This window comes from Nocardioides aurantiacus, assembly GCF_003752505.1.
Taxonomy (GTDB): Bacteria; Actinomycetota; Actinomycetes; order Propionibacteriales; family Nocardioidaceae; genus Marmoricola; species Marmoricola aurantiacus.
In genome coordinates this window covers 89212-114849 of the sequence record NZ_RKHO01000001.1, presented here as the reverse complement: position 1 = coordinate 114849, position 25638 = coordinate 89212, and the positions used below count along the sequence as shown (strand labels likewise).

At 74.2% G+C, this 25638-nt stretch carries 24 protein-coding genes, 1 tRNA gene, 1 other RNA gene and 1 riboswitch; of the genes, 11 read left to right on the top strand and 15 right to left on the bottom strand.

The features are described from left to right. Nucleotides 1-29 precede the first annotated feature (29 nt). The gene (locus EDD33_RS20220; protein WP_211332363.1) at nucleotides 30-1103 is read left to right on the top strand and encodes a hypothetical protein; all 1074 of its coding nucleotides are present in this window, start codon (nucleotides 30-32) and stop codon (nucleotides 1101-1103) included. Here EDD33_RS20220 and EDD33_RS00525 read toward each other — a convergent pair. The 7 genes from EDD33_RS00525 to ffs form a co-directional block, all read right to left on the bottom strand. After that, nucleotides 1100-2086 (bottom strand): aspartate-semialdehyde dehydrogenase, encoded by a 987-nt coding sequence (locus EDD33_RS00525; RefSeq protein WP_246003624.1) that lies wholly within the window; start codon nucleotides 2084-2086, stop codon nucleotides 1100-1102. The genes EDD33_RS20220 and EDD33_RS00525 overlap by 4 nt on opposite strands. A gap of 49 nt (nucleotides 2087-2135) precedes the next feature. Continuing rightward, a complete protein-coding gene (locus EDD33_RS00520) occupies nucleotides 2136-3452 on the bottom strand; it encodes an aspartate kinase (protein ID WP_246003283.1) in 1317 nt (438 codons plus the stop codon). A 68-nt stretch (nucleotides 3453-3520) separates the two neighbouring features. Next, nucleotides 3521-4165 (bottom strand): DUF5063 domain-containing protein, encoded by a 645-nt coding sequence (locus EDD33_RS00515; RefSeq protein ID WP_246003282.1) that lies wholly within the window; start codon nucleotides 4163-4165, stop codon nucleotides 3521-3523. Beyond that, nucleotides 4158-4757, bottom strand: coding sequence for a recombination mediator RecR (recR, locus tag EDD33_RS00510; protein WP_123388677.1), 600 nt, complete (start codon nucleotides 4755-4757; stop codon nucleotides 4158-4160). The genes EDD33_RS00515 and recR overlap by 8 nt, the downstream gene beginning before the upstream one ends. Beyond that, nucleotides 4758-5156, bottom strand: a complete 399-nt coding sequence (locus EDD33_RS00505; protein WP_123388676.1) for a YbaB/EbfC family nucleoid-associated protein — start codon at nucleotides 5154-5156, stop codon at nucleotides 4758-4760. Between the two features lie 76 nt (nucleotides 5157-5232). Then, a complete protein-coding gene (locus tag EDD33_RS00500; RefSeq protein WP_123388675.1) occupies nucleotides 5233-7260 on the bottom strand; it encodes a DNA polymerase III subunit gamma and tau in 2028 nt (675 codons plus the stop codon). A 65-nt stretch (nucleotides 7261-7325) separates the two neighbouring features. Further along, nucleotides 7326-7416, bottom strand: an RNA gene (gene ffs / locus EDD33_RS00495) — signal recognition particle sRNA small type. Between the two features lie 84 nt (nucleotides 7417-7500). Between ffs and EDD33_RS00490 the strand changes: the two genes are divergently transcribed. The 4 genes from EDD33_RS00490 to EDD33_RS00475 all read left to right on the top strand — a co-directional run bounded on the left by EDD33_RS00490 (nucleotide 7501) and on the right by EDD33_RS00475 (nucleotide 10278). Next, nucleotides 7501-7585, top strand: a tRNA-Ser gene (locus tag EDD33_RS00490). Nucleotides 7586-7745: 160 nt separating this feature from the next. Continuing rightward, on the top strand, nucleotides 7746-8915 hold the full coding sequence (locus tag EDD33_RS00485; RefSeq protein ID WP_123388674.1) for a fatty acid desaturase family protein: 1170 nt from the start codon (nucleotides 7746-7748) through the stop codon (nucleotides 8913-8915). Next, on the top strand, nucleotides 8912-9865 hold the full coding sequence (locus EDD33_RS00480) for an NAD(P)H-binding protein (RefSeq protein WP_170169660.1): 954 nt from the start codon (nucleotides 8912-8914) through the stop codon (nucleotides 9863-9865). The genes EDD33_RS00485 and EDD33_RS00480 overlap by 4 nt, the downstream gene beginning before the upstream one ends. Before the next feature lie 25 nt (nucleotides 9866-9890). Continuing rightward, a riboswitch (guanidine-III (ykkC-III) riboswitch) is annotated at nucleotides 9891-9953 on the top strand. 22 nt (nucleotides 9954-9975) lie between these two features. Next, entirely contained in the window at nucleotides 9976-10278 is a 303-nt protein-coding gene (locus EDD33_RS00475) for a DMT family transporter (protein ID WP_246003281.1), read from the top strand. Between the two features lie 31 nt (nucleotides 10279-10309). On the opposite strand, the gene EDD33_RS00470 is transcribed toward EDD33_RS00475, so the two are convergent. The 3 genes from EDD33_RS00470 to EDD33_RS00460 form a co-directional block, all read right to left on the bottom strand. Then, nucleotides 10310-10816, bottom strand: coding sequence for a TspO/MBR family protein (locus tag EDD33_RS00470; protein WP_211332362.1), 507 nt, complete (start codon nucleotides 10814-10816; stop codon nucleotides 10310-10312). After that, a complete protein-coding gene (locus EDD33_RS00465; protein WP_123388671.1) occupies nucleotides 10813-11736 on the bottom strand; it encodes an oxygenase MpaB family protein in 924 nt (307 codons plus the stop codon). Before EDD33_RS00465 ends, EDD33_RS00470 begins: the two co-directional genes overlap by 4 nt. 67 nt (nucleotides 11737-11803) lie before the next feature. Then, nucleotides 11804-13429, bottom strand: coding sequence for a helicase HerA-like domain-containing protein (locus tag EDD33_RS00460; protein ID WP_123388670.1), 1626 nt, complete (start codon nucleotides 13427-13429; stop codon nucleotides 11804-11806). Nucleotides 13430-13479: 50 nt separating this feature from the next. Here EDD33_RS00460 and EDD33_RS00455 point away from each other — a divergent pair, with 50 nt between their 5' ends. Next, complete coding sequence (locus EDD33_RS00455; protein WP_123392824.1) at nucleotides 13480-13782, top strand: type II toxin-antitoxin system VapB family antitoxin; 303 nt, start codon at nucleotides 13480-13482, stop codon at nucleotides 13780-13782. A gap of 25 nt (nucleotides 13783-13807) precedes the next feature. Then, the gene (locus tag EDD33_RS00450) at nucleotides 13808-14323 is read left to right on the top strand and encodes a LytR C-terminal domain-containing protein (RefSeq protein ID WP_170169659.1); all 516 of its coding nucleotides are present in this window, start codon (nucleotides 13808-13810) and stop codon (nucleotides 14321-14323) included. Nucleotides 14324-14341: 18 nt separating this feature from the next. On the opposite strand, the gene EDD33_RS00445 is transcribed toward EDD33_RS00450, so the two are convergent. Beyond that, on the bottom strand, nucleotides 14342-15856 hold the full coding sequence (locus EDD33_RS00445) for a potassium/proton antiporter (protein ID WP_123388668.1): 1515 nt from the start codon (nucleotides 15854-15856) through the stop codon (nucleotides 14342-14344). Between the two features lie 150 nt (nucleotides 15857-16006). Further along, complete coding sequence (locus tag EDD33_RS00440; RefSeq protein ID WP_123388667.1) at nucleotides 16007-16486, bottom strand: hypothetical protein; 480 nt, start codon at nucleotides 16484-16486, stop codon at nucleotides 16007-16009. A 144-nt stretch (nucleotides 16487-16630) separates the two neighbouring features. Here EDD33_RS00440 and EDD33_RS00435 point away from each other — a divergent pair, with 144 nt between their 5' ends. From EDD33_RS00435 to EDD33_RS00420, 4 genes are all read left to right on the top strand, one after another. Next, a complete protein-coding gene (locus EDD33_RS00435; protein WP_123388666.1) occupies nucleotides 16631-17929 on the top strand; it encodes a GNAT family N-acetyltransferase in 1299 nt (432 codons plus the stop codon). 24 nt (nucleotides 17930-17953) lie between these two features. Continuing rightward, nucleotides 17954-19135 (top strand): pyridoxal phosphate-dependent aminotransferase, encoded by a 1182-nt coding sequence (locus EDD33_RS00430; RefSeq protein ID WP_246003280.1) that lies wholly within the window; start codon nucleotides 17954-17956, stop codon nucleotides 19133-19135. A gap of 119 nt (nucleotides 19136-19254) precedes the next feature. Beyond that, on the top strand, nucleotides 19255-19857 hold the full coding sequence (locus tag EDD33_RS00425; protein WP_123388665.1) for a hypothetical protein: 603 nt from the start codon (nucleotides 19255-19257) through the stop codon (nucleotides 19855-19857). Nucleotides 19858-19932: 75 nt separating this feature from the next. Further along, nucleotides 19933-21357, top strand: a complete 1425-nt coding sequence (locus tag EDD33_RS00420) for an alkaline phosphatase PhoX (RefSeq protein WP_123388664.1) — start codon at nucleotides 19933-19935, stop codon at nucleotides 21355-21357. A gap of 151 nt (nucleotides 21358-21508) precedes the next feature. On the opposite strand, the gene EDD33_RS00415 is transcribed toward EDD33_RS00420, so the two are convergent. The 3 genes from EDD33_RS00415 to EDD33_RS00405 form a co-directional block, all read right to left on the bottom strand. Further along, complete coding sequence (locus EDD33_RS00415) at nucleotides 21509-22267, bottom strand: enoyl-CoA hydratase family protein (protein WP_123388663.1); 759 nt, start codon at nucleotides 22265-22267, stop codon at nucleotides 21509-21511. Nucleotides 22268-22398: 131 nt separating this feature from the next. Further along, nucleotides 22399-23559: an acyl-CoA dehydrogenase family protein gene (locus EDD33_RS00410; protein WP_123388662.1), complete on the bottom strand. Its 1161-nt coding sequence runs from the start codon at nucleotides 23557-23559 to the stop codon at nucleotides 22399-22401. Continuing rightward, complete coding sequence (locus tag EDD33_RS00405; RefSeq protein ID WP_123388661.1) at nucleotides 23556-25634, bottom strand: acetyl/propionyl/methylcrotonyl-CoA carboxylase subunit alpha; 2079 nt, start codon at nucleotides 25632-25634, stop codon at nucleotides 23556-23558. The genes EDD33_RS00410 and EDD33_RS00405 overlap by 4 nt, the downstream gene beginning before the upstream one ends. Between the last annotated feature and the right edge of the window lie 4 nt (nucleotides 25635-25638).

The window sequence follows — 25638 nt, the reverse complement described above, 5'->3', positions numbered from 1 at the left end:
CCACGGCCCTGCCGTGGCACGATGCCCCCATGGCAGGTGCAGGTCGCGACGAGCGCAACGAGCCCAACCTCGAGCTCCCCTCCTTCTTCGGGCGGCGCAAGAAGCGCCGGGACCAGGACGCCGACACCCCGACGCCCACGAAGGCGGCCACGGAGACACCCACGAAGGCACCCACGGAGGCACCCACCGAGGCACCGCCCGGCTCTGGCTCCGGCGCTCACGACACCGAGGGGCCCACTTCTCAGCCCGCTCCCGGGCTGCGGCCCGCTGCCCGCGCCAAGCGGCTCCCGCCCGGGGCGCCCCCCGGGCGGGAGACCGCCGCCCCGGCCGAGCCGGCCCCGACCCAGCCGGTCTCCCGTCCGGCCCCCGCGGCTCCTGCCCCTGTCGCCGAGCCCGCTCCCGCGGCCCGCACGGCCCCGGTGGTCGAACCCGCTCCCGTCGCCGACCGCCCGGCGGCCGAGCCCGCTCCCCGGTCCGCCCCGGCTCCCGCGCCGGCCGCGGCGCCCACGCGCCGGCCGTCGCCCCAGCCCGTGGCCCGGACGGTGACACCCCCACCGCCGCGGGCGTCGCGCGGCCCCGAGATGACCTACGACGACGACGCGACCAGCGTGCTGACCGCGACGCCGCCCGTCACCGAGGACCTCGACCGGGACCGCTCCGGGGGATCCGACGGCGACACGACCGAGGAGGGTCGGCGGAGGCGCCCGTCGCTGCGTGTGCCGCAGGTCGCGTCCCGGCTGGCTGCGGCGGTCGCCGGAGCCGTGACGGCCCTGGCGGGCGTCGGGCTGGCGTGGCTGGCGCTGCAGGGCTGCGACGTCGTGCGTGGGGTCTCCAGCTGTGGCGGCGGACCGGGACTGCTGGCCCTGCTGCTGGTCCTGGTCGCCGAGGTGCTCCTCGGGGCCGCCCTGCTGCGTGTCCTCGGCGTGGTGCAGCCGGCCGGCACAGCCCTGGTGGGGGTGGGCCTCGTCGTCGTCGCGGCGATGTTCTTCCCCGCGACCGCGGTGACCTCGGCCGCGGCGGCGGTGGTGCTGCCAGTGGCCACGGCCATCACCTTCGTGCTGGCGCACTTCGCGGCGACCGCCGTGGTCGACCTCGGCGACTAGCGCGCGGCCAGCAGCTCCGCGATCTGCACGGTGTTGAGCGCCGCGCCCTTGCGGAGGTTGTCGTTGCTGACGAAGAGCGCGAGACCGCGCTCGTCGGGCACGCCCGGGTCGTGGCGCAGCCGTCCGACGTACGACGGGTCGCGGCCGGCCGCCTGGAGCGGGTTGGGGATGTCGCTGAGCTCGACACCCGGGGCGCCGGCCAGGATCTCGCGGGCCCGTGCCACCGGCATCGAGCGCGCGAACTCGGCGTTGATCGCCAGCGAGTGGCCGGTGAAGACCGGCACCCGGACGCAGATGCCGGAGACGAGCAGCTCGGGGAGACCGAGGATCTTGCGCGACTCGTTGCGCAGCTTCTTCTCCTCGTCGGTCTCGTCGAGGCCGTCGTCGACGATCGCACCGGCCAGCGGGACGACGTTGTAGGCGATGGTGCGCTCGTACTTCACCGGGGCCGGGAAGTCGACGGCCGCGCCGTCGTAGGACAGCTCCCGGGCCTTCTCCCCCGCCGCCCCGACCTGGCCCGCGAGCTCCTCGACGCCGGCGACGCCGGACCCGGAGACGGCCTGGTAGGTGGAGGCGATCAGCCGGGTGAGGCCGGCCTCGTCGTGCAGCGGCTTGAGGACCGGCATCGCGGCCATGGTGGTGCAGTTGGGGTTGGCGATGATGCGGCGCCCCGCGAGGGCCAGCTCGATCGCCTCGGGGTTGACCTCGCTCACCACCAGCGGGACGTCGTCGTCCATGCGGAAGGCCGAGGAGTTGTCGACCACGACCACGCCCGCCTCGGCGAACCGCGGCGCCTGCGCGCGCGAGGTGGCCGCCCCGGCGGAGAACAACGCCATGTCGAGCCCGGCGGGGTCGGCGGTGGCGGCGTCCTCGACGGTGACCTCGCGGTCACCGAAGGGCAGCACCGTGCCGGCCGAGCGGGCCGAGGCGAAGAAGCGGACCTCCTCGGCGGGGAAGCCCCGCTCGAGGAGGATCTGGCGCATGGCGACGCCGACCTGACCGGTCGCGCCGACGATCCCGATGCGGGCCACCTCAGCGCCCCGTCCCGCCGTAGACCACGGCCTCGACCTCGTCGCTGTCGAGGTCGAAGGCGGTGTGGGTCGCCGTCACGGCGGCGTCCACGTCGCCCTCGTCCACGATCACCGAGATCCTGATCTCCGAGGTGGAGATCATCCCGATGTTGACCCCGGCCTCGGCCAGGCAGTTGAAGAACTTCGCCGTCACGCCCGGGTGCGAGCGCATCCCGGCGCCGATCAGCGAGACCTTGCCGATGCGGTCGTCGTAGATGAGCGAGTCGAACCCGATGGCGCCCTTGAGCGCGTGCAGCGCCTGCATCGCGGTCTGCCCGTCGGTGCGCGGCAGCGTGAAGGAGATGTCGGTGAGGTTGGTCGAGGCGGCCGAGACGTTCTGCACGATCATGTCGAGGTTGATCTGCGCCTTGGACAGGGCGTCGAAGATGCGCGCGGCCTCGCCCACCTTGTCGGGCACGCCGACGACGGTGATCTTGGCCTCGCTGCGGTCGTGCGCGACGCCGGAGATGATGGCTTGCTCCATGGTGCCCTCCTGGGACTCCTGGTCGTCGATGCTGCCGGAGACCACGGTGCCGTGGAGCTGGCTGAACGACGAGCGGACGTGGATCGGGATGTCGTAGCGGCGGGCGTACTCCACGCACCGCAGGTGCAGGATCTTGGCGCCGCAGGCGGCGAGCTCGAGCATCTCCTCGTAGGTGACGCGCTCGAGCTTGCGCGCGGTCGGCACGATCCGCGGGTCGGCGGTGAAGACGCCGTCGACGTCGGTGTAGATCTCGCACACGTCGGCGTCGAGCGCCGCGGCCAGGGCGACGGCGGTCGTGTCGGTGCCGCCACGGCCCAGCGTGGTGATCTCCTTGGTGTCCTGGCTGACGCCCTGGAAGCCCGCCACGATCACGATGTGGCCCTCGGAGAGCGCGTCGGTGATTCGCCCCGGGGTGACGTCGATGATCTTGGCCTTGCCGTGCACCGAGTCGGTGATCACGCCGGCCTGGGACCCGGTGAAGGAGCGCGCGGTGAAGCCGAGGTCGGAGATCGCCATCGCGACCACGGCCATCGAGATGCGCTCACCGGCGGTCAGCAGCATGTCGAGCTCACGGGCCGGGGGCACCGGGCTGACCTTGCTGGCGAGGTCGAGCAGGTCGTCGGTCGAGTCGCCCATCGCCGAGACGGCGACCACGACGTCGTTGCCCTGCTTCTTGGCCTCGACGATGCGGCGGGCCACGCGCTTGACCGCGGCGGCGTCGGAGAGGGAGGACCCGCCGTACTTCTGCACGACGAGGCCCCGGGTCGCGGCCTGGTCGGCCACCTCAGTGCTCACGGGATCCCCTGGGCTCGGCTGCTGGGACGTCGGTCCGACGGGCGGACCGACGACGATTCTACGGCCGGTCAGGAACGCGCCGTGCCACCGTCCAGGACGGCCCCGCCGCCGGCCAGGACGTCACCGAGCTCCTCGGCCGCCTCGAGCAGCTCGACCTCGTCCTCGACGTCGCGGTCGAGCCGGTCGTGGGCGACCACCGAGTGCAGCGCGCTGAGCACGCCGCAGGCACTGGTGCCCCAGGAGGCGAGGTAGGAGTACTGCCACCACCACAGCGCCTCGCGGGCGTCACCGTTGCGGAAGTGGCGCAGCCCGTGGGCCACGTCGGTGGCGATGATGGTGAGGTCGTCGGAGAGCTGGCTCGGCAGGGTCGCCGGGTCGTAGGGCTCGAAGTTGTGGGCGTAGGTGTCGATGTCGCCCAGCACGCTGGCGAGCCGCAGCCGCATGGCGTCGAGGTCGGGGTCGGGTCCGACGTCGGGCTGGTAGCGGGTGGGGGTCTCGAAGTCGACCTGGGCGCCCAGCCGGGCCCCGGCGAGCAGCAGCTGGCTGACCTCGAGCAGCAGCAGGGGTACGGCGGCCCCGCCGGCCGCCTCGCCGCGCGAGATCGCCTGCAGCCCGAGGAGGTAGACCTCCACGGCGTCGGCCACCTGCTGGGCCAGCTCGTCACGCTCCTGGTCCGGCATCGTCGGCACCGCCTCGTGCACGTCGTCAGTCACCGGCGTTCCTCCGTCCTGCGAAAGCTCGTCCCAGGGTGACCTCGTCGGCGTACTCGAGGTCCCCTCCCACCGGCAGTCCACTCGCCAGTCGCGTGACGCGCAAGTCGAGGGTGCGCAGGAAGCGGCTGAGGTAGGCCGCGGTCGCGTCGCCCTCGATGTTGGGGTCGGTCGCGAGGATCACCTCCACGACGGTCCCGTCGGCCAGCCGGCCCATCAGCTCGCGGATCCGCAGCTGGTCGGGCCCGATGCCCTCCAACGGCGAGATCGCGCCGCCGAGCACGTGGTAGCGCCCTCGGAACTCCCGGGTGCGCTCGATGGCGACGACGTCCTTGGGCTCCTCCACGACGCAGATCAGCGTCGGGTCGCGGCGGGGGTCGGCGCAGATCCGGCACTGCTCGGCCTGCGAGACGTTGCCGCAGGTGGAGCAGAACGTCGCCTTGGCCTTCATCTCCAGCATGGTCTCGGCCAGGCGGCGCACGTCGGTCGGCTCGGCCGCCAGCAGGTGGAAGGCGATCCGCTGCGCGCCCTTGGGGCCCACGCCGGGGAGCCGGGCGAGCTCGTCGATGAGGTCCTGGAGGACGCCTTCGTACACCTAGAAGCCCCCGGGGCGACGCGGCTCCTGCGGGTCGGCGCCGGGGCCGCCCAGGGCGCCGCCGAGATCGCCGCCGAGGTCCAGGCCACCGCCGGCCAGCGGGCCGAGCGCGTCCGCGGCCAGCTCGTCGACCCGGCTCTTGGCGTCGCGGTAGGCCGCGACGACCAGGTCGCCGAGGTCGGTGAGGGACTCGGCGTCGGTGCCGGCGACGGCCTCGGGCGAGACGGTGACGCCGGTCAGGTCGCCGGTGCCGCTGAGGGTGACGACCACGCCGCCGACCGAGCCCTCGACGGTGCGCTCGGCGAGCTCGGCCTGCGCCTGCATCAGCTGGGCCTGCATCTGCTGGGCCTGCTCGAGCATGGAGTTGAGGTCGAAGCTGCCGAAGGGGTTGTCGGTCATGTCGTCGCTCCAGGTGGGTGGCGGGTGGGGTGGTGCCGAGATCCGGGGGTGGTGCCGGGTGGTGCGGGTCGGACGTTCAGCTGTGCGGGATGTCCTCGATGACCGTGGCACCCAGCTCGCGGGCGAGCAGCTCGGTGGTGTCGATGCCGTTGTCGGCCGCCGACGGGTCGTCGCGGTGGGCGTCGGCGTCGGGGTCCTCGCGGGGACCCTGCTCCCCCTCGGGGGCGCCGGGGCCGCGGGTGGCCGCGATCCGGGCGCGAGCAGCCTCGCTCGCCCCGGCACGTGGGGGTGCGGCCTGGGCGGTCGCCGCCGGGCCGGGGTCGGGCGGCTCGGGGCCGGAGGGGGGCTCGGGGGCGTCGGGCACGGCCGGCCGGGTGACCCGCATCGCGGTCTGCGCACCCGGGTCGGTCGCCGAGTCGACGACGGTCTCGATCTTCCAGTCGGCACCGACCATGTCGATGGCGGCCTGGCGCAGGATCTCCTCGCTGCCGCCACCGAGGAAGGAGTCGCGGGCGCCGGCGGTCTTGAACCCGACCGTGAGGCTGCGCTGGTCGACCGCGATGACCTGGGCGTTCTGGCTGAGCAGGATCCAGGTGAAGCGCCGCATCCGCTTGACCTGCTCGAGCAGGTCGGGCCAGAGCCGGCGGACGTCGGCCAGGGAGAGCTGACCGGGGGCGGCCTCGTCGGCGGCGGGCTCGGCGATGGGCTGGGGTGCGGGCTGGTCGGGTCCGGCGCCTCGAGACGGTCGTTGCGCGACCTCCTCGGGGATCCGGGGACCGGCGTGCGCGGGCTCCTCGGACCGAGGGGCGGCGGGCGCGGGCTGCTCGGCCCGGGGGGCGGCGGGGGCCGGCTCCTCGGCCCGGGGGGCGGTGGGGGCGGTGGGCTCGGGCCGGGGGACCGGGCGGGCGGCGGGGAGGTCGACGGGGCCGGAGCCGGCGACGTCGAGGCGGCGCTCGAGGCGGTCCATCCGGGCCAGGACGCCGAGCTCGGCGTGGTCGGCGCCCGGCAGCAGCACCTTGGCGCACAGCAGCTCGAGCAGCAGCCGGGGCGTGGTGGCTCCGCGCATCTCGGTCAGCCCGGCCGCGACGAGGTCGGCGGCGCGGACCAGGTCGGCGCGACCGAAGCGTGCGGCCTGGGCGACGAGCCGCTCGGCCTGGTCCTCCGGGGCGTCGAGCAGCCCCGAGGCGTGGGCCTCGGGCACCGCGGCGACGATGACGAGGTCGCGGAGCCGGCGCAGCAGGTCCTCGGTGAACCGACGGGGGTCCTGTCCGGTCTCGATCACCTTGTCCACGACGCCGAAGACCCCGGCGCCGTCCTGGGCGGCGAAGGCGTCGACGACCTCGTCGAGCAGGTTGTCGGGGGTGTAGCCGAGCAGCCCGGTGGCGACCTCGTAGGTCACCCCGTCGGGGCCGGCGCCCCCGAGCAGCTGGTCGAGCACCGAGAGCGAGTCGCGAGCGGACCCCGCGCCGGCCCGCACCACCAGCGGCAGCGCGGCGGCGTCGATGCGGACGCCCTCCTTGGTGCACAGCTCGGCGAGGTAGTCCGAGAGCACCCGCGGCGGGATCAGCCGGAAGGGGTAGTGGTGGGTCCGCGAGCGGATCGTCGCGATGACCTTCTCCGGCTCGGTCGTGGCGAAGATGAACTTGAGGTGCTCCGGCGGCTCCTCGACCAGCTTGAGCAGGGCGTTGAAGCCCTGCGAGGAGACCATGTGGGCCTCGTCGATGATGTAGACCTTGTAGCGGCTGCTGACCGGCGCGAAGAAGGCCCGCTCGCGCAGGTCGCGGGCGTCGTCGACGCCGCCGTGGCTGGCCGCGTCGATCTCGATGACGTCCACGGATCCCGGACCGCCCCGGGCCAGGTCGACGCACGACCGGCACTCGCCGCAGGGGTCGGAGATCGGCGCCCGCTCGCAGTTGAGCGCCCGGGCCAGGATGCGGGCGCTGGTCGTCTTGCCGCAGCCGCGCGGGCCCGAGAACAGGTAGGCGTGGTTGACCCGGTTGTGGGCCAGCGCCGCGCGGAGCGGCTCGGTGACGTGGTCCTGCCCGATCACCTCGGCGAACGTCTCCGGCCGGTAGCGGCGGTAGAGGGCGAGCGAGGACTGCACCCGGTCACCCTAACGACCGGCGCCGACAGGCGTACGACGGCCGCATCGACGCCGTCCGGGGAGCGAAAGGCCCCCCGTGCACCCGGAAGAGCCCACCTGCCCTTGCTGCCTTCCGGCCCTGGGGGAGTTCAGTGAGGTACCGCCGCACGGGGGGTTGCCCCGGAGTCTAGGCGAGGGGCCGACCGGTCGACCAACCGGGCGATTTCCCGCGCGCGAACCGGGGGCGGTAGCCTCTCCGGCGGAGGATTCGCCTAGTGGCCTATGGCGCTCGCTTGGAAAGCGGGTTGGGTTAACGCCCTCAGGGGTTCGAATCCCCTATCCTCCGCCGCTCGTGGGCCCGGAGGCCCGGCTCCGGCCGGGCTGCCGGGCCCACGTCTGCACCCGGGGTGCGAGCGGTCCGGCCCGCATCGGGTACAGCGTCCGGGTCGTCGCCCACCGATCGAACGCCGACGCCCGCCCGACACCGGACCGCCGAGGAGCACGTCGTGACCGCGCTGGAGCACAAGACCCCCAACCAGGTCCAGCACCTGACCGACGCCGACGTCGAGCGGCTCGGCGAGGAGCTGGACGCCATCCGCCGCGAGGTGCTGGCCTCGCGCGGCGCGGCCGACGCGGCGTACATCCGACGGGTGATCCTGGTGCAGCGCCTGCTCGAGCTCGGCGGCCGGGCCGCGCTGCTCGGCAGCCGCCGCCGACCCCTGTGGCTGCTCGGCACCGCTGCGCTGAGCCTGTCCAAGATCCTCGAGAACATGGAGATCGGGCACAACGTCCTCCACGGGCAGTGGGACTGGATGCGCGACCCCAAGATCCACTCCACGACCTGGGAGTGGGACCACGCCACCCCGGCGGCGGAGTGGAAGCGCTCGCACAACGGCTCGCACCACGTGAACACCAACATCCTCGGCATGGACGACGACCTCGGCTACGGGATCATGCGCGTCGACGAGGAGCAGCCGTGGAGGCCGCGCTACCTCGCGCAGCCGCTGTGGAACGCGCTCAACGCGTGCTTCTTCGAGTACGGCATCGCGGCGTACGACCTGCAGCTGGGCGATAGCTTCCGCTCGGGCACCGGCCTCTCCGACGACCAGCGGGTGCGGCTGCGCGCCACGCTGCGCAAGGTCGGCCGCCACGCCGCCAAGGACTACCTGCTGATGCCGCTGCTGTCGGGACGGTCGTGGCGCCACACGATGGCCGCCAACGCGACGGCCAACCTGACGCGCAACGTCTGGAGCCACTCGATCATCATGTGCGGCCACTTCCCCGAGGGCGTCGAGACCTTCGCGCAGGAGGCGATCGACCCCGACGAGACACGCGGCCGGTGGTACCTCCGCCAGATGCTCGGCTCGGCCAACATCTCCGGCAGCCCGCTGCTCCACCTGCTCAGCGGCAACCTGTCGCACCAGATCGAGCACCACCTGTTCCCCGACCTGCCCAGCAACCGCTACGCGCGGATCGCGCCGCGGGTGCGCGGGGTCTTCGAGCGCCACGGCCTGCGCTACCACTCGGGGTCGTTCCCGACCCAGCTCGCCTCGGCCTGGCACAAGGTGGCGCGGCTCTCCCTGCCCGACGGCTGGGTGGAGCGCCGCCGTCGCGGCCTGCGCGACGCCGTGCGGTCCGCCGTCCCCGTCCCGGCCCTGCGCGGAGTCGCAGCGTGAAGGTCCTCGTCACCGGCGCCACCGGCTACGTCGGGTCGCGGCTGGTGCCCCGACTGCTCGAGCGCGGCCACGACGTCCACGCCGCGGTGCGCCGCGAGGGCTCGGCCGACCACTACCCCTGGGCCGGCGACGTCGAGCTGACCCGGTTCGACATCACCGAGCCCGACCTGGTCCGCCAGGCCGTGCGGGGCATGGACGCGGTCGTCTACCTGATCCACTCCTTGGACTCCGACGACTTCCTCACCAAGGACCGCGAGGCGGCCGAGCTGGTCGCCGAGGCCTGCGAGCAGGCCGGCGTCGGTCGCGTCGTCTACCTCTCCGGGCTGGTGCCCGAGGGCGAGCTGTCGGAGCACCTGCGCTCACGGCTCCAGGTCGAGGAGGTCTTCCTCGGCTCCTCGGTGCCCGCCACCGTGCTGCGCGCGGCGATGGTCATCGGCGCCGGGTCGACCTCGTTCGAGATCCTGCGACGCCTCACCACGCGGGTCCCCGTGGCGCCGATCCCGACGTGGATGCGCTCGCGGCTCCAGCCGGTGACGATCGAGGAGGTCACCCTGGCCGTGGCCGGTGCCCTCGAGGGCGAGCCGCGCGACCGGCACTACGACGTCGGGGGCGACGACGTGGTGACCTACCCCGAGCTGCTGCGCGTGATGGCCGACGTGCTCGGCGTACGCCGTCCGCAGGCGACCGTCCCGCTGGTGCCCAAGGGACTGGCGGGGCGCATCGTCGCCCTCGTCACCCGGATGGACCGTCCCACCGTGGTCTCCCTGGTCGACAGCCTCTCGCACGACCTGGTGTGCGGCGAGCGCGACGCCACGCGTGAGCTGCTGCCCGACGACTACACCTCGGTGCCGCTGCGCGAGGCGCTGCGCCGCTCGCTGGACGACGACGGCGCCGAGGGCACCTCCGCGACCGGCGACAGCCTGTCCGGCGCGGACACCGACCCGGCCTGAGCCCCCGCGTTTGCTAGGTTCGGGCGCAACGGCCGCACCCGGTCGTCCGGACGAGGGAGCCGTACCCGGTCAGCGACCGACGGCCACGAGGAGCTCCCGTTTCCTGGATCGTGCTGATCGTCTCCGGTGTCCTCGAGGCCGTCTGGGCGACCGCCCTCGGTCGCTCCGAGGGGTTCACCCGCCCCGTCCCGTCGGTCGTCTTCGCGGTCGCGCTCGTGGCCAGCATGGGCGGGCTGGCGTTCGCGATGCGCACGCTGCCGCTCGGGACGTCGTACGCCGTGTGGGTGGGCGTGGGTGCTGCGCTGACCGTCGCCTGGGCGATGTGGACCGGCGAGGAGCAGGTCTCGGTGGTCAAGGTGCTGCTGCTCGTCGGCCTGGTCGGCTGCGTGGTCGGCCTCAAGCTCGCCCACTGAGGACCCCACCCCTGGGTCGTGTGCCCGAGGGTCAGCGGTTGCGGCGGGCGATCGAGCCGTTGAGGGCCGTGGCGAAGGTGCACCAGGCGGGGTACGGCGCCAGCGCGACCCCGAGCGAGGGGTCGGCCGAGGCCACCCGGCGGACCAGCACGCCGGAGTGGGCGGCCAGGGCGGCGCACCACACGGTCGAGAGCACCGGCCGGCGGGAGCGCCAGAACAGCACGCTCCACCCGGTGTTGAGGACGAGGTTGACCGCGAGCGTGCGACGCAGCATCGCGGCGTCCTCGGTGCGACCCTGCTCCTCGAGCTCGGTGAGGGCGGCCGCGCCGGTGACGGCGATGTCGGCGTACAGCGGCGTCCAGACGAGCGGGAACGCGATCGGCGGCGGGTCCCACGGGGGCTTGGCCAGCGCGCGGTACCACGGGTCGTCGGGCGTGGTGGCGGCTGCACCGAGCGCGGCGCTGGTCGCGGCCGCGGCGCCGGTGGCGGCCAGCGTGCGCAGCCCGCGTCGGGTGGCCACCCTGCTCCAGGCGCTCACGCGGACTCCTCCTGCTCGGTGCGGTCGAGGGGACCGGCCCCCGGCGCGCGGTCGGCGAGGCCGGCCATGCCCCACCGCACGAGCGCGGTCGACAGGCTGCCGGCACCGGCGGCCACGGTGACCCCGGGACCGAACACGGGCAGGGCGAGCTGCAGGCGCGCCCAGCGCGGCAGCAGCGCCACGCCCCCGGCGGCGATCAGCGCGTAGCCGGGACGGGCGAGCACGGGGACCGGTGGGTTGAGCAGCATGAAGCGGGTCGCCTCGCGGGCGGCGGCGGTGATGCGCAGCTCCGGGCGGAACGCCTCGAGCACCTCGTCGAGCTCGGCCACCGACTCCGGCAGCTCGCGCGCGCCGAGGCGGGAGGCGGCGACGTTGGTCTGCCGGACGTAGAGGTCGGCCTCGGCGTCGGTCAGCGGCTGCGCGGCGTAGGTCTGGTAGGCCCGCAGGAACGACCACACCTCGGCGACGTGGACCCAGCGGAGCAGGTGGGGGTCGTCCGCGGCGTACGGCACGCCCTCGAGCTCGCCGCGCACGCGCCGGTGGACCGCTCGGACCACGGCGATCGACTGCTCGGCGTCGGCGACGGTGCCGAAGGTGGTGACGGCGAGGTAGTGGCTGGTGCGCTGCAGCCTGCCCCACGGGTCGCCCTTGTAGCCGCTGTGGCCGGCGACCCCGGCCATGGCCAGCGGGTGCAGCGACTGCAGCAGCAGCGCGGCGATCCCGCCGGGGAACATCGCGGCGTCGGCGTTGACGCGCCACACGGGGTCCTCGGGGGTGAACCAGCGCTCGCCCTCGGCGCCCCAGATCCGGGCGGCGCGCTCCGGGGCGTCGTCGCCGGCGACCCGGGACCGCAGCGCGAGGCCGAGCCGACGCTGGGCGGCGCGCGACGCGGCGCGCGGGAGGTCGAGGGGTGAGGTCACCTCACGAACGTACCCAGCGCCGCCAGGCGGGCACCGGGTCCCGACGGGCTCGAGCGGCGGGGGTCCGTCAGCGGCGGCCGGTGCGGAACATCCCGCGCACGATCTCGCGGGCCGCGGTGCGCACGACCTGCTTGAAGGCGGTCGAGCCCATCACCTGCTCGGCCATCGACTTCTCCTGGCGGGCGCGCGGCCGCGATCCCGAGCGCGGCCGGGTGGCGCGCTCGCCCTCGCGACGCAGCCGCTCCTCGGGGGTGCCGGCCCCCTCCGGCCCGGCCTGCGTCGCCTCCTGCTCGGCCCGCGCCTTCTCGGCCCCGGCCTCGAGCTTGCCGGCGAGGATCTCGCGGGCCGACTCGCGGTCGACGGCCTCGGCGTACTTCGCGTGCAGGCTCGAGTCGGTGACCGCCGCCTCCATAGCCGCGGCCTCGGCCGGGCCCATCAGCGACTGCGGAGCGCGCAGCCGGGTCCAGGCGACCGGGGTCGGGGCGCCGCGCTCGTTCATCACCGTCACGATCGCCTCACCGATGCCGAGGGACAGGATCACCTGGCCGAGGTCGTCGTAGGCGGAGTGGGGATAGGTCGCGACCGTCTGCTTGAGCGCCTTGGCGTCGTTGGGGGTGGCCGCGCGCAGCTGGTGCTGCACCCGGGAGCCGAGCTGGGCCAGCACGGCGTCGGGCACGTCGGTGGGCGACTGGGTCACGAAGAAGACGCCGACCCCCTTGGAGCGGATCAGCCGGACGGTCTGCGCGATGGAGTCGAGGAACGCCTTGGAGGCGTCGTTGAACAGCAGGTGCGCCTCGTCGAAGAAGAAGACCAGCTTGGGCTGCTCGACGTCGCCGACCTCGGGCAGGTCGTGGAACAGGTCGGCCAGCAGCCACATCAAGAAGGTGGAGAAGATCGCGGGCCGGTCCTGCAGCCGCGGCAGCTCGACGAGCGAGATCAGGCCCTGGCCGTCGGGCGTGGTGCGCAGCAGGTCGGCCGACTCGAACTCGGGCTCGCCGAAGAAGGCGTCGGCGCCCTGGTCGGAGAACGCGATCAGCTCGCGCAGGATCACCCCGGCGGTCGCCGAGGAGAGCCCGCCGAGGTCCTTGAGGTCGGCCTTGCCCTCGTCGGAGGTGAGGTGCTTGACCACCTCGCGCAGGTCGGCGAGGTCGAGCAGCGGCAGCCCGGCCTTGTCGGCGTAGTGGAAGACGAGGCCCAACGAGGACTCCTGGGTGTCGTTGAGGCCGAGCACCTTGGAGAGCAGCGTGGGCCCGAAGGCCGTCATGGTCACGCGCAGCGGGATGCCGGTGCCCTCACCGCCGAGGGCGTAGAACTCGACCGGGTAGCCGGTCGCCTGCCACTCCTGGCCCACCGAGGTCGCGCGCTCGACCACCTTGGGGTTCTCGGCGCCGGGGGCCGAGAGCCCGGAGAGGTCGCCCTTGATGTCGGCCGCGAAGACCGGCACGCCCGCGGCCGAGAGCTGCTCGGCGAGCAGCTGCAGCGTCTTGGTCTTGCCGGTGCCGGTGGCGCCCGCGACCAGGCCGTGGCGGTTCAGCATGGCCAGCGGGATCCGGACCCGCGTGCCGGTCAGGGTGGTCACGTCGGTCATCAGGCCACCCAGCTCGAGGGCCGGACCGGTGAAGGCGTAGCCCGCCGCGACGGTGCTCTCGATGCTGCTCCCACTGCTGCCGGCGTCCCCGGGCGACTGGCTCATGGCGCTCACAGTAGACCGGGCCGGGGACGACCCGTCCCTATGATGTGGCGGTGATCTTCAAGCGCGTGGGCGAGGGACGGCCCTACCCCGACCACGAGCTGGCCTCCCGCGACTGGGCCGCGCTGCCCCCGCGGCCGGTGCGCCTCGACGAGCTCGTGACCACCAAGGACACGCTGCAGCTGGCGGCCCTGCTGGACGAGGACTCCACCTTCTTCGGCGACCTGTTCGCCCACGTCGTGGAGTGGCGCGACGACCTCTACCTCGAGGACGGCCTGCACCGCGCCCTCCGCGCGGCGCTGCACCAGCGGCACGTGCTGCATGCCAGGGTCCACGTCATCGACGACCTCTCCTGACCGCCGCCGACCTGGGGGACGCACCGTGCACCGACGACACCTCACGACCGCCGCCACCCTGGTGGTGCTGCTGCTCGTGCTCGCGGGCATGGCCGTGTTCGGCGTGCGCGCGGCGACCGCGCCGTTCCCCAGCAGCGGCGGCGCCGACGCCGGCTGCACCGAGGCCGAGAAGCAGGTGCAGGAGTTCATCACCCGACGCGACGTCCAGGTGAGCGTCTACAACGCGGGGTCGAAGTCCGGGTTGGCGGGCACCACGCTGCAGAAGCTCGAGGACGCAGGCTTCCGGGGCGGCAACGCCGGCAACGCGCCCGACGACGCGACCGTGCCGCGAGCGATCGTGTGGACCACGGAGGCGCAGGACCCGGCCGCCCAGCTCGTCGCCTCGGCGCTCGGCCCGCGCACCCGCGTGCGGCTCGTGCCCGAGGACCTCGGCCCGGGCGTCGACGTCGTCGTCGGCGACCGGTTCGACCGGGTGGACCCGAAGGCGCCGCGCCGGATCAAGCTCGACCAGCCGGTCGAGAAGTGCATCGACGTCGGCTGAGAGGGCTTCCCCCCGGTCTCAGGCCGGTGGCCGTGTGCCCAGCCACTGGGCCAGCCGGCCCCCGACCGACACCGCCCGCAACCGCTTCTCGGTCGCCTCGCGCAGCGCCCGGGGGGTGACGACCAGGACGTCGTCGCCGTGCCGCAGCACCGTACGACGCTCCGGCACGATCGTCTGGCCGTCGCGCACGACGAGCGCGACCGAGGAGCCCGGAGGCAGCCGCAGCTCACCGACCTCGACGCCGTGCATCAGCGACTGCGGCGAGATGGTGACCTGGAGCAGGTCGGCGGCGATCCGCTCCAGCGGGGCCGCCTCCACCTCGAGGTCGCGCGGCTCGCTGCGCCGGGCCAGCCGCAGCGCCCGGGCGACCCCGGGCAGCGTGGGTCCGGTCACCAGGGTGTCGAGCAGCACCACCACGAAGACGATGTCGAACAGCTGGGTGGAGCCGTCGACGGCGTCGGCGAGCGGGATCGTCGTCAGCACGATCGGGACCGCGCCCCGCAGTCCGGCCCACGACAGGAACGTCGCCTCGCGCAGCCCCACCGGCTGCACCAGCGAGGCGACCCCCACCGACAGCGGCCGAGCGAGGAGCGTCAGGGCCAGCAGCGCCACCACCGCGATCGTCACCGTCTCCAGGGTGATCCGACCCGGAGCCGCAAGCAGGCCGAGCATCACGAACAGGCCGATCTGCGCCAGCCACGCCACCCCCTCGGAGAACGACCGCGTCGCCGCCCGGTGGGGCAGCTCGGCGTTGCCGAGGACGAGCGCCGCGACGTAGACCGCGGCGAAGCCGGAGCCGTGGAGGGTCGCCGTCCCGGCGTACGCCAGGACGGTGAAGGACAGCACCGCGAGCGGGTAGAGGCCCGAGGCCGGGAGTGCGGAGCGGCGCAGCAGCCAGGCGCCGCTGAACCCGACGACCGCGCCGCCGAGGACGCCGAGCCCCAGCTCGAAGGCGATCTCCCCGGCGAACCCGAGGACGCTGTGGCGCTCGCCCCCGCCCGCGCTGGCGGCACTGATCAGCGTGACCAGCACGACGGTGGGGGCGTCGTTGAGGCCCGACTCGGCCTCGAGCGCACCGGTCAACCGGCGCGGCAGCGGCAGCCGCCGCAGCACCGAGAACACCGCCGCGGCGTCGGTCGGCGCGGTCACCGCGCCCAGCAGCACGGCCAGCTCCCAGGTCAGCCCCAGCAGGTAGTGACCGACCAGGGCCATCGTCAGCACGCTGACCGCCACCCCGATGGTGGCGAGCGAGACCCCCAGCCGCATCACCGGCCGGATCTCCGGCCAGGGCGTGGTGAGACCGCCCTCGGCCAGGATCAGCACCAGGGCGGCGAACCCCAGGGCGTGGGCGACCTCGGCGTCGTCGAAGCGGATCCCGAGCCCGGACTCGCCCATCGCCACGCCCATGGCGAGGTAGACCAGGAGGCTCGGCAGCCCGGCCCGCACGCTCAGCCGCACGGCGAGGATCGCCAGCAGCAGCACGCCCGCCCCGACCAGCAGCAGGCGGTCGAGCTCGTGGACGTCGAGTGTCACGGGGGCACCTCGGCGGTCGTCGGGTCGGGGGCCCAGTCTAGGGCCGCGACGGCCCCGCCCCTGACGCCTCCGAGGGGTCCCGGGCCCTCCCGGACGCCGACCCGGCGCTGCGCGCGGGGACGGGAGGCCGGTCGGGCAGCGGCTCCGGCCTCAGGCGGCGCCGAGGGCCAGGCACGCCTCGGCGACGTCGGCCTGACCGGCCACCGCGTCGGCCCCGGCGCGCAGCATCATCGCCGGGTTGGAGGTGTCGATCGCCCCGGAGGAGACCTTCTCCTTCAGGTCCTCCAGACCGGTCGCGACCGTGGTGTACGCCGCCTTCAGGTCGGCGTCCTGGGCCTGGCCGGCGAGGGCGGTGGTGTCCTCGACCGCCTGGTCCAGCGTCGCGTCGTACGCCGCCTGGTCGGACGGGTCGGCCCGGGCCACGTCGCGCAGCCCGAGCTGCCACTCGCTCGTGGGCTTGCCGCACAGCTCCTTGTCGCCGCCGCCGGACCCGGCGTCGGCCGACGGGCTCTCGCCACCGCCGCTGGAGCCGGCCCCGCCGGACCCGCCGGCGTCGTCGCCGCCGCCGCAACCGGCGAGGACGAGGGCGGCCAGGGCGAGGCCGAGGGTGGCGGAGGGGCGCAGGCGCATGGGGGCTCCCGAGGTGGAGGACGGCTGGGCGAGCAGTGTGGCCCATCGCGGGACGCGCCGTGACGGAATCGGCGCACCGGCCGGCGAGGCCGTCGTCGCGAAACCCGGTTGGCCACCGCGGTGGGCGTCCGCTGTGATGGACCCATGAGCCCCGACCCGACCGTCTCCCCCGCAGCACCCGGCGTCGTGCCGCCCGCCCCGCACCTGGCCGAGCCGTCGATGGACCACGTCACGGCGGCGTCGTTCGAGGACTGGATGAAGGCGGTCGCGCGGGGCTTCCAGGAGGAGCACCACCCCGAGACCCTCGCGCTCGACCGCGAGGTGTTCGAGGACGACCGCTCGTTCGGCTTCCGGGTCGGCGACCGGTGGGTCTCCACGTGCGGGGCCCTGACCCGCGAGCTCGGCGTCCCGGGCGGCTTCTCCGTGCCGACGGCCGCGGTGACGGTGGTGACGGTGCACCCGCCGTACCGCCGCCGCGGGCTGCTCAGCGCGATGATGCGCCACCAGCTCGAGGACGTCGCCCGGCGCGGCGAGCCGCTGGCCGCGCTGTGGGCCTCGGAGTCGCTGATCTACGGCCGGTTCGGCTACGGGCCGGCGGTGTCGCGGCTGCAGCTGCGCGGCCGCACCCGGTCGCTGGACTTCCTGCCCGGCGTGCGGACCGGCGGGTCGGTCGACGAGCTCACCCGCGAGCAGTTCCTGACCGTCGTACGCCCCCTGCACGAGCGGCTGCGCCGCGACCGCCCGGGCACGATGGCGCGTCCCGCCGACCACTCGTGGGAGTTCGCCCTCTTCGACCAGCCGTTCGCCCGCGACGGCGCCACCGAGCTGCGGCACGTCGTGCACTGGAGCGAGGCGGGCGAGGTCGACGGCTTCGCGACGTACCGCTTCAAGGAGGACCAGACGGCCACCGAGCCCGACAGCGAGGTGCGGATCAACGAGCTGTGGGCCGAGGACCCCGTGGCCCACGCGACGCTGTGGCGCTACCTGCTCGACCTCGACCTGGCCCGGCGCTTCCGCGCCCGCAACGCGCCGTCCGACGAGCTGCTGCGGCTGCTGGTCCACGACGCCCGCGCGGTCGGCACCGAGGTCCTGGACGCGCTCTACGTCCGCGTCGTCGACGTGGCCGCCGCGCTCCGCGCCCGGTCGTACGCCGCTCCGCTCGACGTCGTGATCGAGGTCGCCGACGACCTGCTCCCCGCCAACGCCGGCCGCTGGCGCGTGCGGACCGACGGCCCGGCGGAGAGCACCACCGTCGAGCGCACCGACGACCCGGCCGACGTCGCGCTGGGGGTGCTGGAGCTGGGGACGGTCTACCTCGGCGGCGTACGCCTCGCGGACCTGCACCGCGTCGGCCGCGTCACCGAGCACACCCCCGGCGCCGTCGCCGCCGCCGGCACGGCGTTCTCCTGGCACCGCGCCCCGTGGTGCCCCGACTTCTTCTAGCCTCCGCGCTCCTACGATCGGGTGGTGAGCACGCCGTCGCACGCCCGCCTCCAGGTCGCCTCGCGGGCGAACGTCCCGCCCTTCCACGTGATGGACCTCCTGGCCGCCGCACAACGGCGCCAGCTCTCCCACGGCGACCTCGTCAACTGCGTGGCGGGCCAGCCCTCCACCGGCGCGCCGCGGGCGGTGCGCGAGGAGGCCAAGCGGCTGCTCGACGCCGAGGTGCTCGGCTACACGGTGTCGACCGGGATCCCCGGGCTGCGCCAGGCCGTGGCCGACCACCACCGCCGCACCAGCGGCATCGACGTCGACCTCGACGACGTGGTGATCACGACCGGGTCCTCGGGCGGTTTCCTGCTGGCGTTCCTCGCCTCCTTCGAGCCGGGCGACCGCGTCGTGATGGCCCGGCCCGGCTACGCCTGCTACCGCAACGTGCTGCGGGCGCTGGGGTGCGAGGTGGTCGAGGTCGACTGCGGCCCGGAGACCCGGTTCCAGCCGACCGTCGAGCTGCTCGAGGCCGTCGAGGGTCCGGTCGCCGGTCTCGTCGTGGCCTCGCCCGCCAACCCGACCGGCACCATGATCGAGCCCGCGGAGCTGGCCGCGATCGCGCGGTGGTGCGAGGAGCGCGGCGTACGCCTGGTCAGCGACGAGATCTACCACGGCATCACCTACGACACGGGCGGGGTCGCCACGAGCTCGGCGTGGCAGACCTCGCGCACGGGCGTGGTGTTCGGGTCGTTCAGCAAGTACTTCTCGATGACCGGCTGGCGCCTGGGCTGGATGCTGGTGCCGGAGGACCTGCGCCGTCCCGTCGAGGTGCTCACCGGCAACTTCACCATCTGCCCGCCGGCCCTCGGCCAGTACGCCGCCCTCGCCGCCTTCACCCCGGAGTCGTACGCCGAGCTCGACGGCCACGTCGCCCGCTACGCCACCAACCGCGCGCTCCTGCTCGACCGGCTCCCCCGGCTGGGCATCGACCGGCTGGCCCCGGCGGACGGGGCGTTCTACGTCTACGCCGACATCTCCCACCTCACCGACGACTCCTACGCCTGGTGCCTGCGACTGCTCGACGAGACCGGCGTGGCCACCGCCCCGGGCCTCGACTTCGACACCGTGCGGGGCGACCGGTTCGTCCGGCTCTCCTTCGCCGGCGGCACCGAGGAGATCGCGACCGGGCTCGACCGGATCGCCGCCTGGCTCCCCTGAGCCCCACTGGGCCAGGACGCGGTAGACCAGTTCGTCATTTCCGCCCGGTTTGTCGCGTCCCTCCCCTAGCGTCGTTGATCGTCCGTATCCCCCCCCACGCGGACCTCGGGAGCTGTGCTGTGTCCTCGTCTCGTCGTGCCCCCCTCGCCGCGTCCGCGCTGGCCGCCCTGCTCGCCGCGCTGGTCAGCGTGCTCGTGCCGTCCGCCGCCCACGCGGCCTCGAGCACCGGCTCCGACAGCCGCAGCGACGTCGTCGTCCAGGGCGGCGGCGCGCCCGGCCGGGTCGACGCCGGCCGCGTCAGCGGCGACGTCACCTCCAGCCGCGTGGTCCACGGCCGCCGGACCGTCACCCTCGAGCTGCGGTTCGCCGCGCTGCGGGCGGGCGGGAGCTGGCACCGCCACTGGTTCCGGATGGTGACCGACGAGGGCGTGCGCCGCGAGCTCGCCGTCACCGCGGGCCCCGGCGCCTGGCAGGGCCGGGCGCAGCTGACCGGGGTCGACCGGCGCCCCGAGGGCTGCGTGCTGCGCAGCAGCATCAGCTACGGACACGACGCCACCGTCCGCGTCGTGGTGCCCCGCGCGTGCCTGAGCGCCCCCGCCTGGGTGCGCGTCGCCGCGGGCACCGTCACCGCCTCGGGCACCCGCGTGTGGGCCGACGACTCGCGCACCCGCGGGCGGCTCTACGACGCCCCCGTCTTCGGCCCGCGCGTGCACCGCGGCTGAGCGTCGCCGGGCAGGGCCCCATGGACGCTGTCGGTGCGAGTGACTAGCGTCACAGGCCTACTCGGAGGAGACACCATGACGGACACCCAGACCAACGCCGCTGCACTGAGCCGCCGCGCCCTGCTGCTCGGCACCGGCTCGGCCGGACTGGCGATCGGGCTCTCGGGCCGCGCCGACGCGCTCTACACCGCGATGCCGGACGCCGGCCGCCGCGGCCCCACCAAGGGCTACGGCCCGCTGGTGCGCGACCCGCGGGGCGTCCTCGACCTCCCCCGCGGCTTCTCCTACCGGATCCTGTCCCGCGAGGGCCGGCCGATGCGCTCGGGCGGCGGTCCGGTGCCCAGCAACCACGACGGGATGGGCAGCTTCGCCAACCGGCGGGGCGGCGGCTTCCGGCTGGTGCGCAACCACGAGGTCTACCCCGACGCCGAGTTCCGCGTGCCGACGGCGGGCCTGGAGACGACGTACGACCCGGGCGCCGGCGGCGGCACCACCAACCTCGTGCTCGGCAGCGACCTGAAGCTGCGCGAGGAGTACGTCAGCCTCGGCGGCACCGCCATCAACTGCTCCGGCGGCATCACCCCGTGGGGCACGTGGCTGACCTGCGAGGAGACCGAGGACCGCACCGGCACCAACGGCTACACCAAGGACCACGGCTGGATCTTCGAGGTCGACCCCTACGACAACCGCCGCAACGCCGACCCCGTGCCGCTGACCGACATGGGCCGCTTCATGCACGAGGCCGTGGCCATCGACCCGAGCACCGGCATCGCCTACGAGACCGAGGACGCCTTCTCGGGCGCCCCGCTCGGCAGCTACTACCGCTTCCTGCCCCACAAGCCCCGGGGCGGCTACGGCTCGCTGCGCGCCGGCGGCACGCTCCAGGCCCTGCACGTGCCGGGGCTGGAGGACCTCAGCACCGTCCGCAAGGCGGGCACCACCTTCCGCGGCATCGAGTGGCTCGACGTGCCCGACCCGACGGCGGCCACCACGCCGACCCGCGCGCAGGACTACCCCAAGCCGATCACCCGCGGGCAGAAGCTCGAGGGCGCCTGGTGGGGGCGGGCCGACAGCTCGTCCTACTTCGTCTCCAGCTTCGCCCGCCCCGAGGACGGCTCGACCGCGAGCCACGACGGCCAGGTGTGGCGCTACGACACCCGGCGCAACACCCTGACCCTGGAGCTGATCTTCGTCGGCACCGACGCGGACGACGTCTACGAGTGCCCCGACAACATCTGCGTCTCGCCGTACGGCGGGCTGATGATCTGCGAGGACTCCGACGGCGAGAACTACATGCTCGGCACCACCGCCGCGGGCGAGCCGTTCGTCTTCGCCCGCAACCGCCAGGCCACCACGCCCGGCAACACCGGCGAGCTGTCCGGCGTCTCGTTCTCCCCCGACGGCCGGGTGATGTTCTTCAACGTCTACGACCCCGGCACCACCTTCGCCGTCACCGGCCCCTGGCGCCGCCGCGGCGGTCGTCGTCGGGGCGGCCGCTGAGGCGGGCTGCCGGGGGCGCGGGCCCGCAGGCGGTGGCCGGCGGCGGCGGTGAGCAGCGGCGGCGGCCCCATGTAACGCGGGGTTATTGCATGTGGACAAGGGCCGTACGCCGCACCGGGAGCAACAGCACCGCACCAGGTGGCGCGACCGGCTACCTCGTACGGCGCTCGAGGAACGCGGCCATCGCCTCACGGGCACCCTCGGAGCCGAACAGTCGGGTGCTGAGGGTTGCCATCTCCTCGGCCTGGGCGTCGATGCGCCGCAGCAGGTCGCCGGCGAGCAGCGCCTTGGTCTCGCGCAGGCCCTGGGGGTGGGCCTGACGCAGGTCCTCGCAGGCCTGCTCGACGGCGGCGTCGAGCTGGTCGACGGGCACGGCGCGCGTGACCAGGCCTATCGCCGCGGCCTCGGCGGCGGCGAAGGTGCGCCCGGTCAGGGAGGTGTCGGCGGCCGCCCGGCTGGTCAGCCGCGGCACCACGGTCAGCGAGATGACCGCGGGCGCCAGGCCGAGGCGGCTCTCGGTGAACGCGAACGTGACGTCGTCGCTGCACAGCACCACGTCGCTGGCGGCCACGATGCCCAGCCCGCCCGCGCGCACCGGCCCGGCGAGGCGGGTCACCACCGGCTTGGGGTGCGCGACGATCGTGCGCTGCAGCGCCACCAGCGCCCGGGCACCCTGCTGCATCCCGCCGGCGCCGGCCTCCTTGAGGTCGGCGCCGCTGCAGAAGACCCGGTCCGCGGAGCGCAGCAGCACGATCCGCGCCTCGTCGTCGGCCGCCGCACGGTCGAGCGCGTCGAGCAGCTGGGTCACCAGCAGCGCCGACAGCGCGTTGCGGTTGTGCGGCGAGTCCAGCGTGATGGTCGCGACGGCCTGATGCACGTCGTACGTCACGAGGGTGGTGGTCTCGGTCATCGGTGCTCCTCGGTGGTGTGGTGCTCGGTACCCATCGCTGGACCCATGTGGTGCGGTGCTGTGCACGAGAACGGCCCGGACCGGCCTTGTCCACATGCAATAACCCCGCGTTACATGAGCCCCCGCCGGCCTCAGTAGGACTTCGGGAGGCCCAGGGAGTGCATGCCGATGTAGTTGAGGATCATCTCGCGGCTGACGGGGGCAATCCGGCCGGCGCGGGCGGCGACGAGGAGGCCGGCGACGCCGTACTCCTGGGTGATGCCGTTGCCGCCGTGGGCCTGGACGGCGCGGTCGGCGGCGTCGCAGGCGGCCTCGGCAGCGGCGTACTTGGCCATGTTGGCCGCCTCGCCCGCCTCCGAGTCCAGCCCGGCGTCGTAGAGGGCGGCGGCCTTCTGCGTCATCAGCCGGGCCAGCTCGATCTCGATCTTGGACTGCGCCAGCGGGTGGGCGAGGCCCTGGTGGGAGCCGATGGGGACGCCCCAGACCTCGCGCTCCTTGACGTACGCCGTGGCCTTGTCGAGGGCGAAGCGCGCGAGGCCGGTCGAGAACGACGCCGCCATGATGCGCTCGGGGTTGAGCCCGGCGAAGAGCTGGTCGAGGCCGCCGTCCTCGTTGCCGACCACCGCGTCGGCGGGGAGCCGGACGTCGTCGAGGAAGACCTGGAACTGCCGCTCGGGGCTGACGATCTCCATCGGGATCGGGTGCGCCTCGAAGCCGGGCGCGTCGGTGGGCACCACGAACAGCACCGGCTTGACCCGGCCGCTGCCGTCGTCGGTCACCCGGGCCACGACCAGGACGTGGTCGGCCTCGTCGATGCCGGAGATCCAGACCTTGCGACCGTTGAGCACCCACTCGTCGCCGTCCTTGCGGCCGGTGGTGGTGATCTTGTGGGTGTTGGTGCCGGCGTCGGGTTCGGTGATGGCGAAGGCCATGGTGCCGGTGCCGTCGCAGATGCCGGGCAGCCACTTCTGCTTCTGGGCCTCGGTGCCGTAGCGGCCGATGATCGTGCCGCAGATGGCGGGGCTGACGACCATGAGCAGCAGCGGGCAGCCCTGCGCGGCGAGCTCCTCGCAGACCGCGGCGGTGTCGCCGATGCCGCCGCCTCCGCCGCCGTACTCCTCGGGCAGGTTGGTGCCGAGGAAGCCCTGCTTGCCGATCTCCAGCCACAGCTCGGTCGTCTTCTCGCCGGAGCGGGCCTTCTCGGTGAAGTACTCCCGGCCGTACGCCGACGCGAGCGACCTCACCGCCTTGCGCAGCTCCAGCCGCTCGTCGGACTCGGTGTAGGTGCTCATGCGGGTTCTCCTTCGTCGTGGTGGGTCGTGCCGTCATCGCTGGTCGAGCTCGTCGAGACCACCGCGAGCACGTCGCCCGCGGCCACCTGCTGGCCCGCGGCGACGAGGTCGGTGACGACGCCGTCGACGGGGGCCTTGATCGTGTGCTGCATCTTCATGGCCTCGAGGACCACGACGGGGTCGCCGGCGGCGACCTGCGCGCCCTCGGCGACCGGGACGCCCACCACGGTGCCGGGCATGGGCGCCAGCAGCGACCCCTCGGCGAGCACGTCGGCGGGGTCCACGAAGCGCGGGAGCGCGACGAGCGCCAGGTGGCCGACCGCCGCGTCGACGTCGACCGCGTGGGGGACGAGGTCGCCGTGGAGCGTCACCTCGACGGGGTGGCTCACCCCGCCGTGCTCGACCACGACCTGCCACCGCTCCGGGCCGCCGGTGACCGACACCGCCCGGGCGCCGTGGACCTCGCCGTAGGTGTCGACGAACCGGTAGCCGCCCCGCCCGCCGAGCCAGCCCACGTCGACCCGCGTCCCGCGCACCTCCAGCGGCGTCACCTGCGGGGCCGAGACCACGTTGCGCCACCCCGACGGGATGCCGCGCTGCACCGGGCGCCGAGCGACGTCCCGCTCGGTCAGCGCCACCGCCGCCGCGAAGCAGAGCAGGCCCTGGTCGGTCGCGGTGCCGGGCAGCGCGTCGTCCTCGATGCTGGCGAACGCGTGGTCGTGCAGGAAGTCGGTGGACAGGTCTCCGGCCAGGAAGGCCTCGTGGCCGAGCACCTCGACGAGCAGGTCCCGGTTGGTGCGTACGCCGTGCAGCCGGGCCCGGCGCAGCGCACCGGCCAGCCGCCGCGCGGCCTGCCCACGGGTCGGGGCCCAGGCGACGACCTTGGCCAGCATCGCGTCGTAGTGGGTGCCCACCTCGTCGCCGCTCGCGAAGCCGGAGTCGAGCCGCAGCCCGGGGCCGGCCAGCGGCCCGAACTCCACGTCGACGTCGGGCACCTCGAAGCGGCCGAGCCGCCCGCTCTGCGGCCGGTAGTCGGCCGCCGGGTCCTCGGCGTACAGGCGGACCTCGATGGCGTGGCCGACCGGCCCGAGCCCGACGGGGTCGTGTGCCCCGGGACGCGCTCCGGCGCGTCGTGGGGCACACGACCCGCCCTCGGCGACCTGCAGCTGCAGCTCGACCAGGTCGACCCCGAAGACGGCCTCGGTGACGGGGTGCTCGACCTGGAGGCGGGTGTTCATCTCCAGGAAGGCGACCCTGTCGCCCGCGACCATGAACTCCACCGTGCCGGCGCCGACGTAGTCGATCGCGGCGGCCGCGTCGCGGGCGGCGTCGTGGAGCGTGCGGCGCACGTCGTCGGACAGGCCGGGGGCGGGTGCCTCCTCGACCACCTTCTGGTGGCGGCGCTGCACCGAGCAGTCGCGCTCGCCCAGCACCAGCACCTCGCCACGGCCGTCGCCGACGACCTGCACCTCGACGTGCCGGCCGTGCTCGAGGTAGCTCTCGACGAACACGGTGCCGTCACCGAAGGCCGACTCGGCCTCGGCGCGCGCCGAGCGGACCGCGTCGGGCAGGGCGTCGAGCCGCCGCACGACCCGCATGCCGCGACCGCCGCCGCCGGCCGAGGCCTTGACCAGCACCGGCAGGTCGGCCTCGGTGACGGCGTCGGGGTCGAGGTCGCCCAGGACGGGCACGCCGGCGGCCTGCATCAGCTTCTTGGCCTCGATCTTGGAGCCCATCGCCTCGATCGAGGCGGGCGCGGGACCGACCCAGGTGAGCCCGGCGTCCAGCACGGCCCGGGCGAAGCCGGCGTTCTCGGACAGGAAGCCGTAGCCGGGGTGGATCGCGTCGGCGCCCGTGCGGCGGGCGGCGTCGAGCACGAGGTCCGCCCGCAGGTAGGTGTCCGCGGGCGCGTCGCCGGGGAGCCGCACCGCGAGGTCGGCCTCCCGGACGAACGGCAGGCCCGCGTCGGCGTCGGAGTGCACCGCCACGGTCTCGATGCCGAGGCGGCGGCAGGTCGCGAACACGCGGCGCGCGATCTCGCCGCGGTTGGCGACGAGCAGTCGGGTGATGGTCATGTCG

Bases quoted from the DNA above. Each gene is read 5' to 3' on its own strand.
- EDD33_RS20220 (WP_211332363.1), top strand. From the start codon at position 30: ATGGCAGGTGCAGGTCGCGACGAGCGCAACGAGCCCAACCTCGAGCTC.
- EDD33_RS00525 (WP_246003624.1), bottom strand. From the start codon at position 2,086: ATGCGCCAGATCCTCCTCGAGCGGGGCTTCCCCGCCGAGGAGGTCCGC.
- EDD33_RS00505 (WP_123388676.1), bottom strand. From the start codon at position 5,156: ATGACCGACAACCCCTTCGGCAGCTTCGACCTCAACTCCATGCTCGAG.
- EDD33_RS00460 (WP_123388670.1), bottom strand. From the start codon at position 13,429: ATGAGCCAGTCGCCCGGGGACGCCGGCAGCAGTGGGAGCAGCATCGAG.
- EDD33_RS00440 (WP_123388667.1), bottom strand. From the start codon at position 16,486: ATGCGCCTGCGCCCCTCCGCCACCCTCGGCCTCGCCCTGGCCGCCCTC.
- EDD33_RS00435 (WP_123388666.1), top strand. From the start codon at position 16,631: ATGAGCCCCGACCCGACCGTCTCCCCCGCAGCACCCGGCGTCGTGCCG.
- EDD33_RS00420 (WP_123388664.1), top strand. From the start codon at position 19,933: ATGACGGACACCCAGACCAACGCCGCTGCACTGAGCCGCCGCGCCCTG.
- EDD33_RS00415 (WP_123388663.1), bottom strand. From the start codon at position 22,267: ATGACCGAGACCACCACCCTCGTGACGTACGACGTGCATCAGGCCGTC.
- EDD33_RS00410 (WP_123388662.1), bottom strand. From the start codon at position 23,559: ATGAGCACCTACACCGAGTCCGACGAGCGGCTGGAGCTGCGCAAGGCG.
- EDD33_RS00405 (WP_123388661.1), bottom strand. From the start codon at position 25,634: ATGACCATCACCCGACTGCTCGTCGCCAACCGCGGCGAGATCGCGCGC.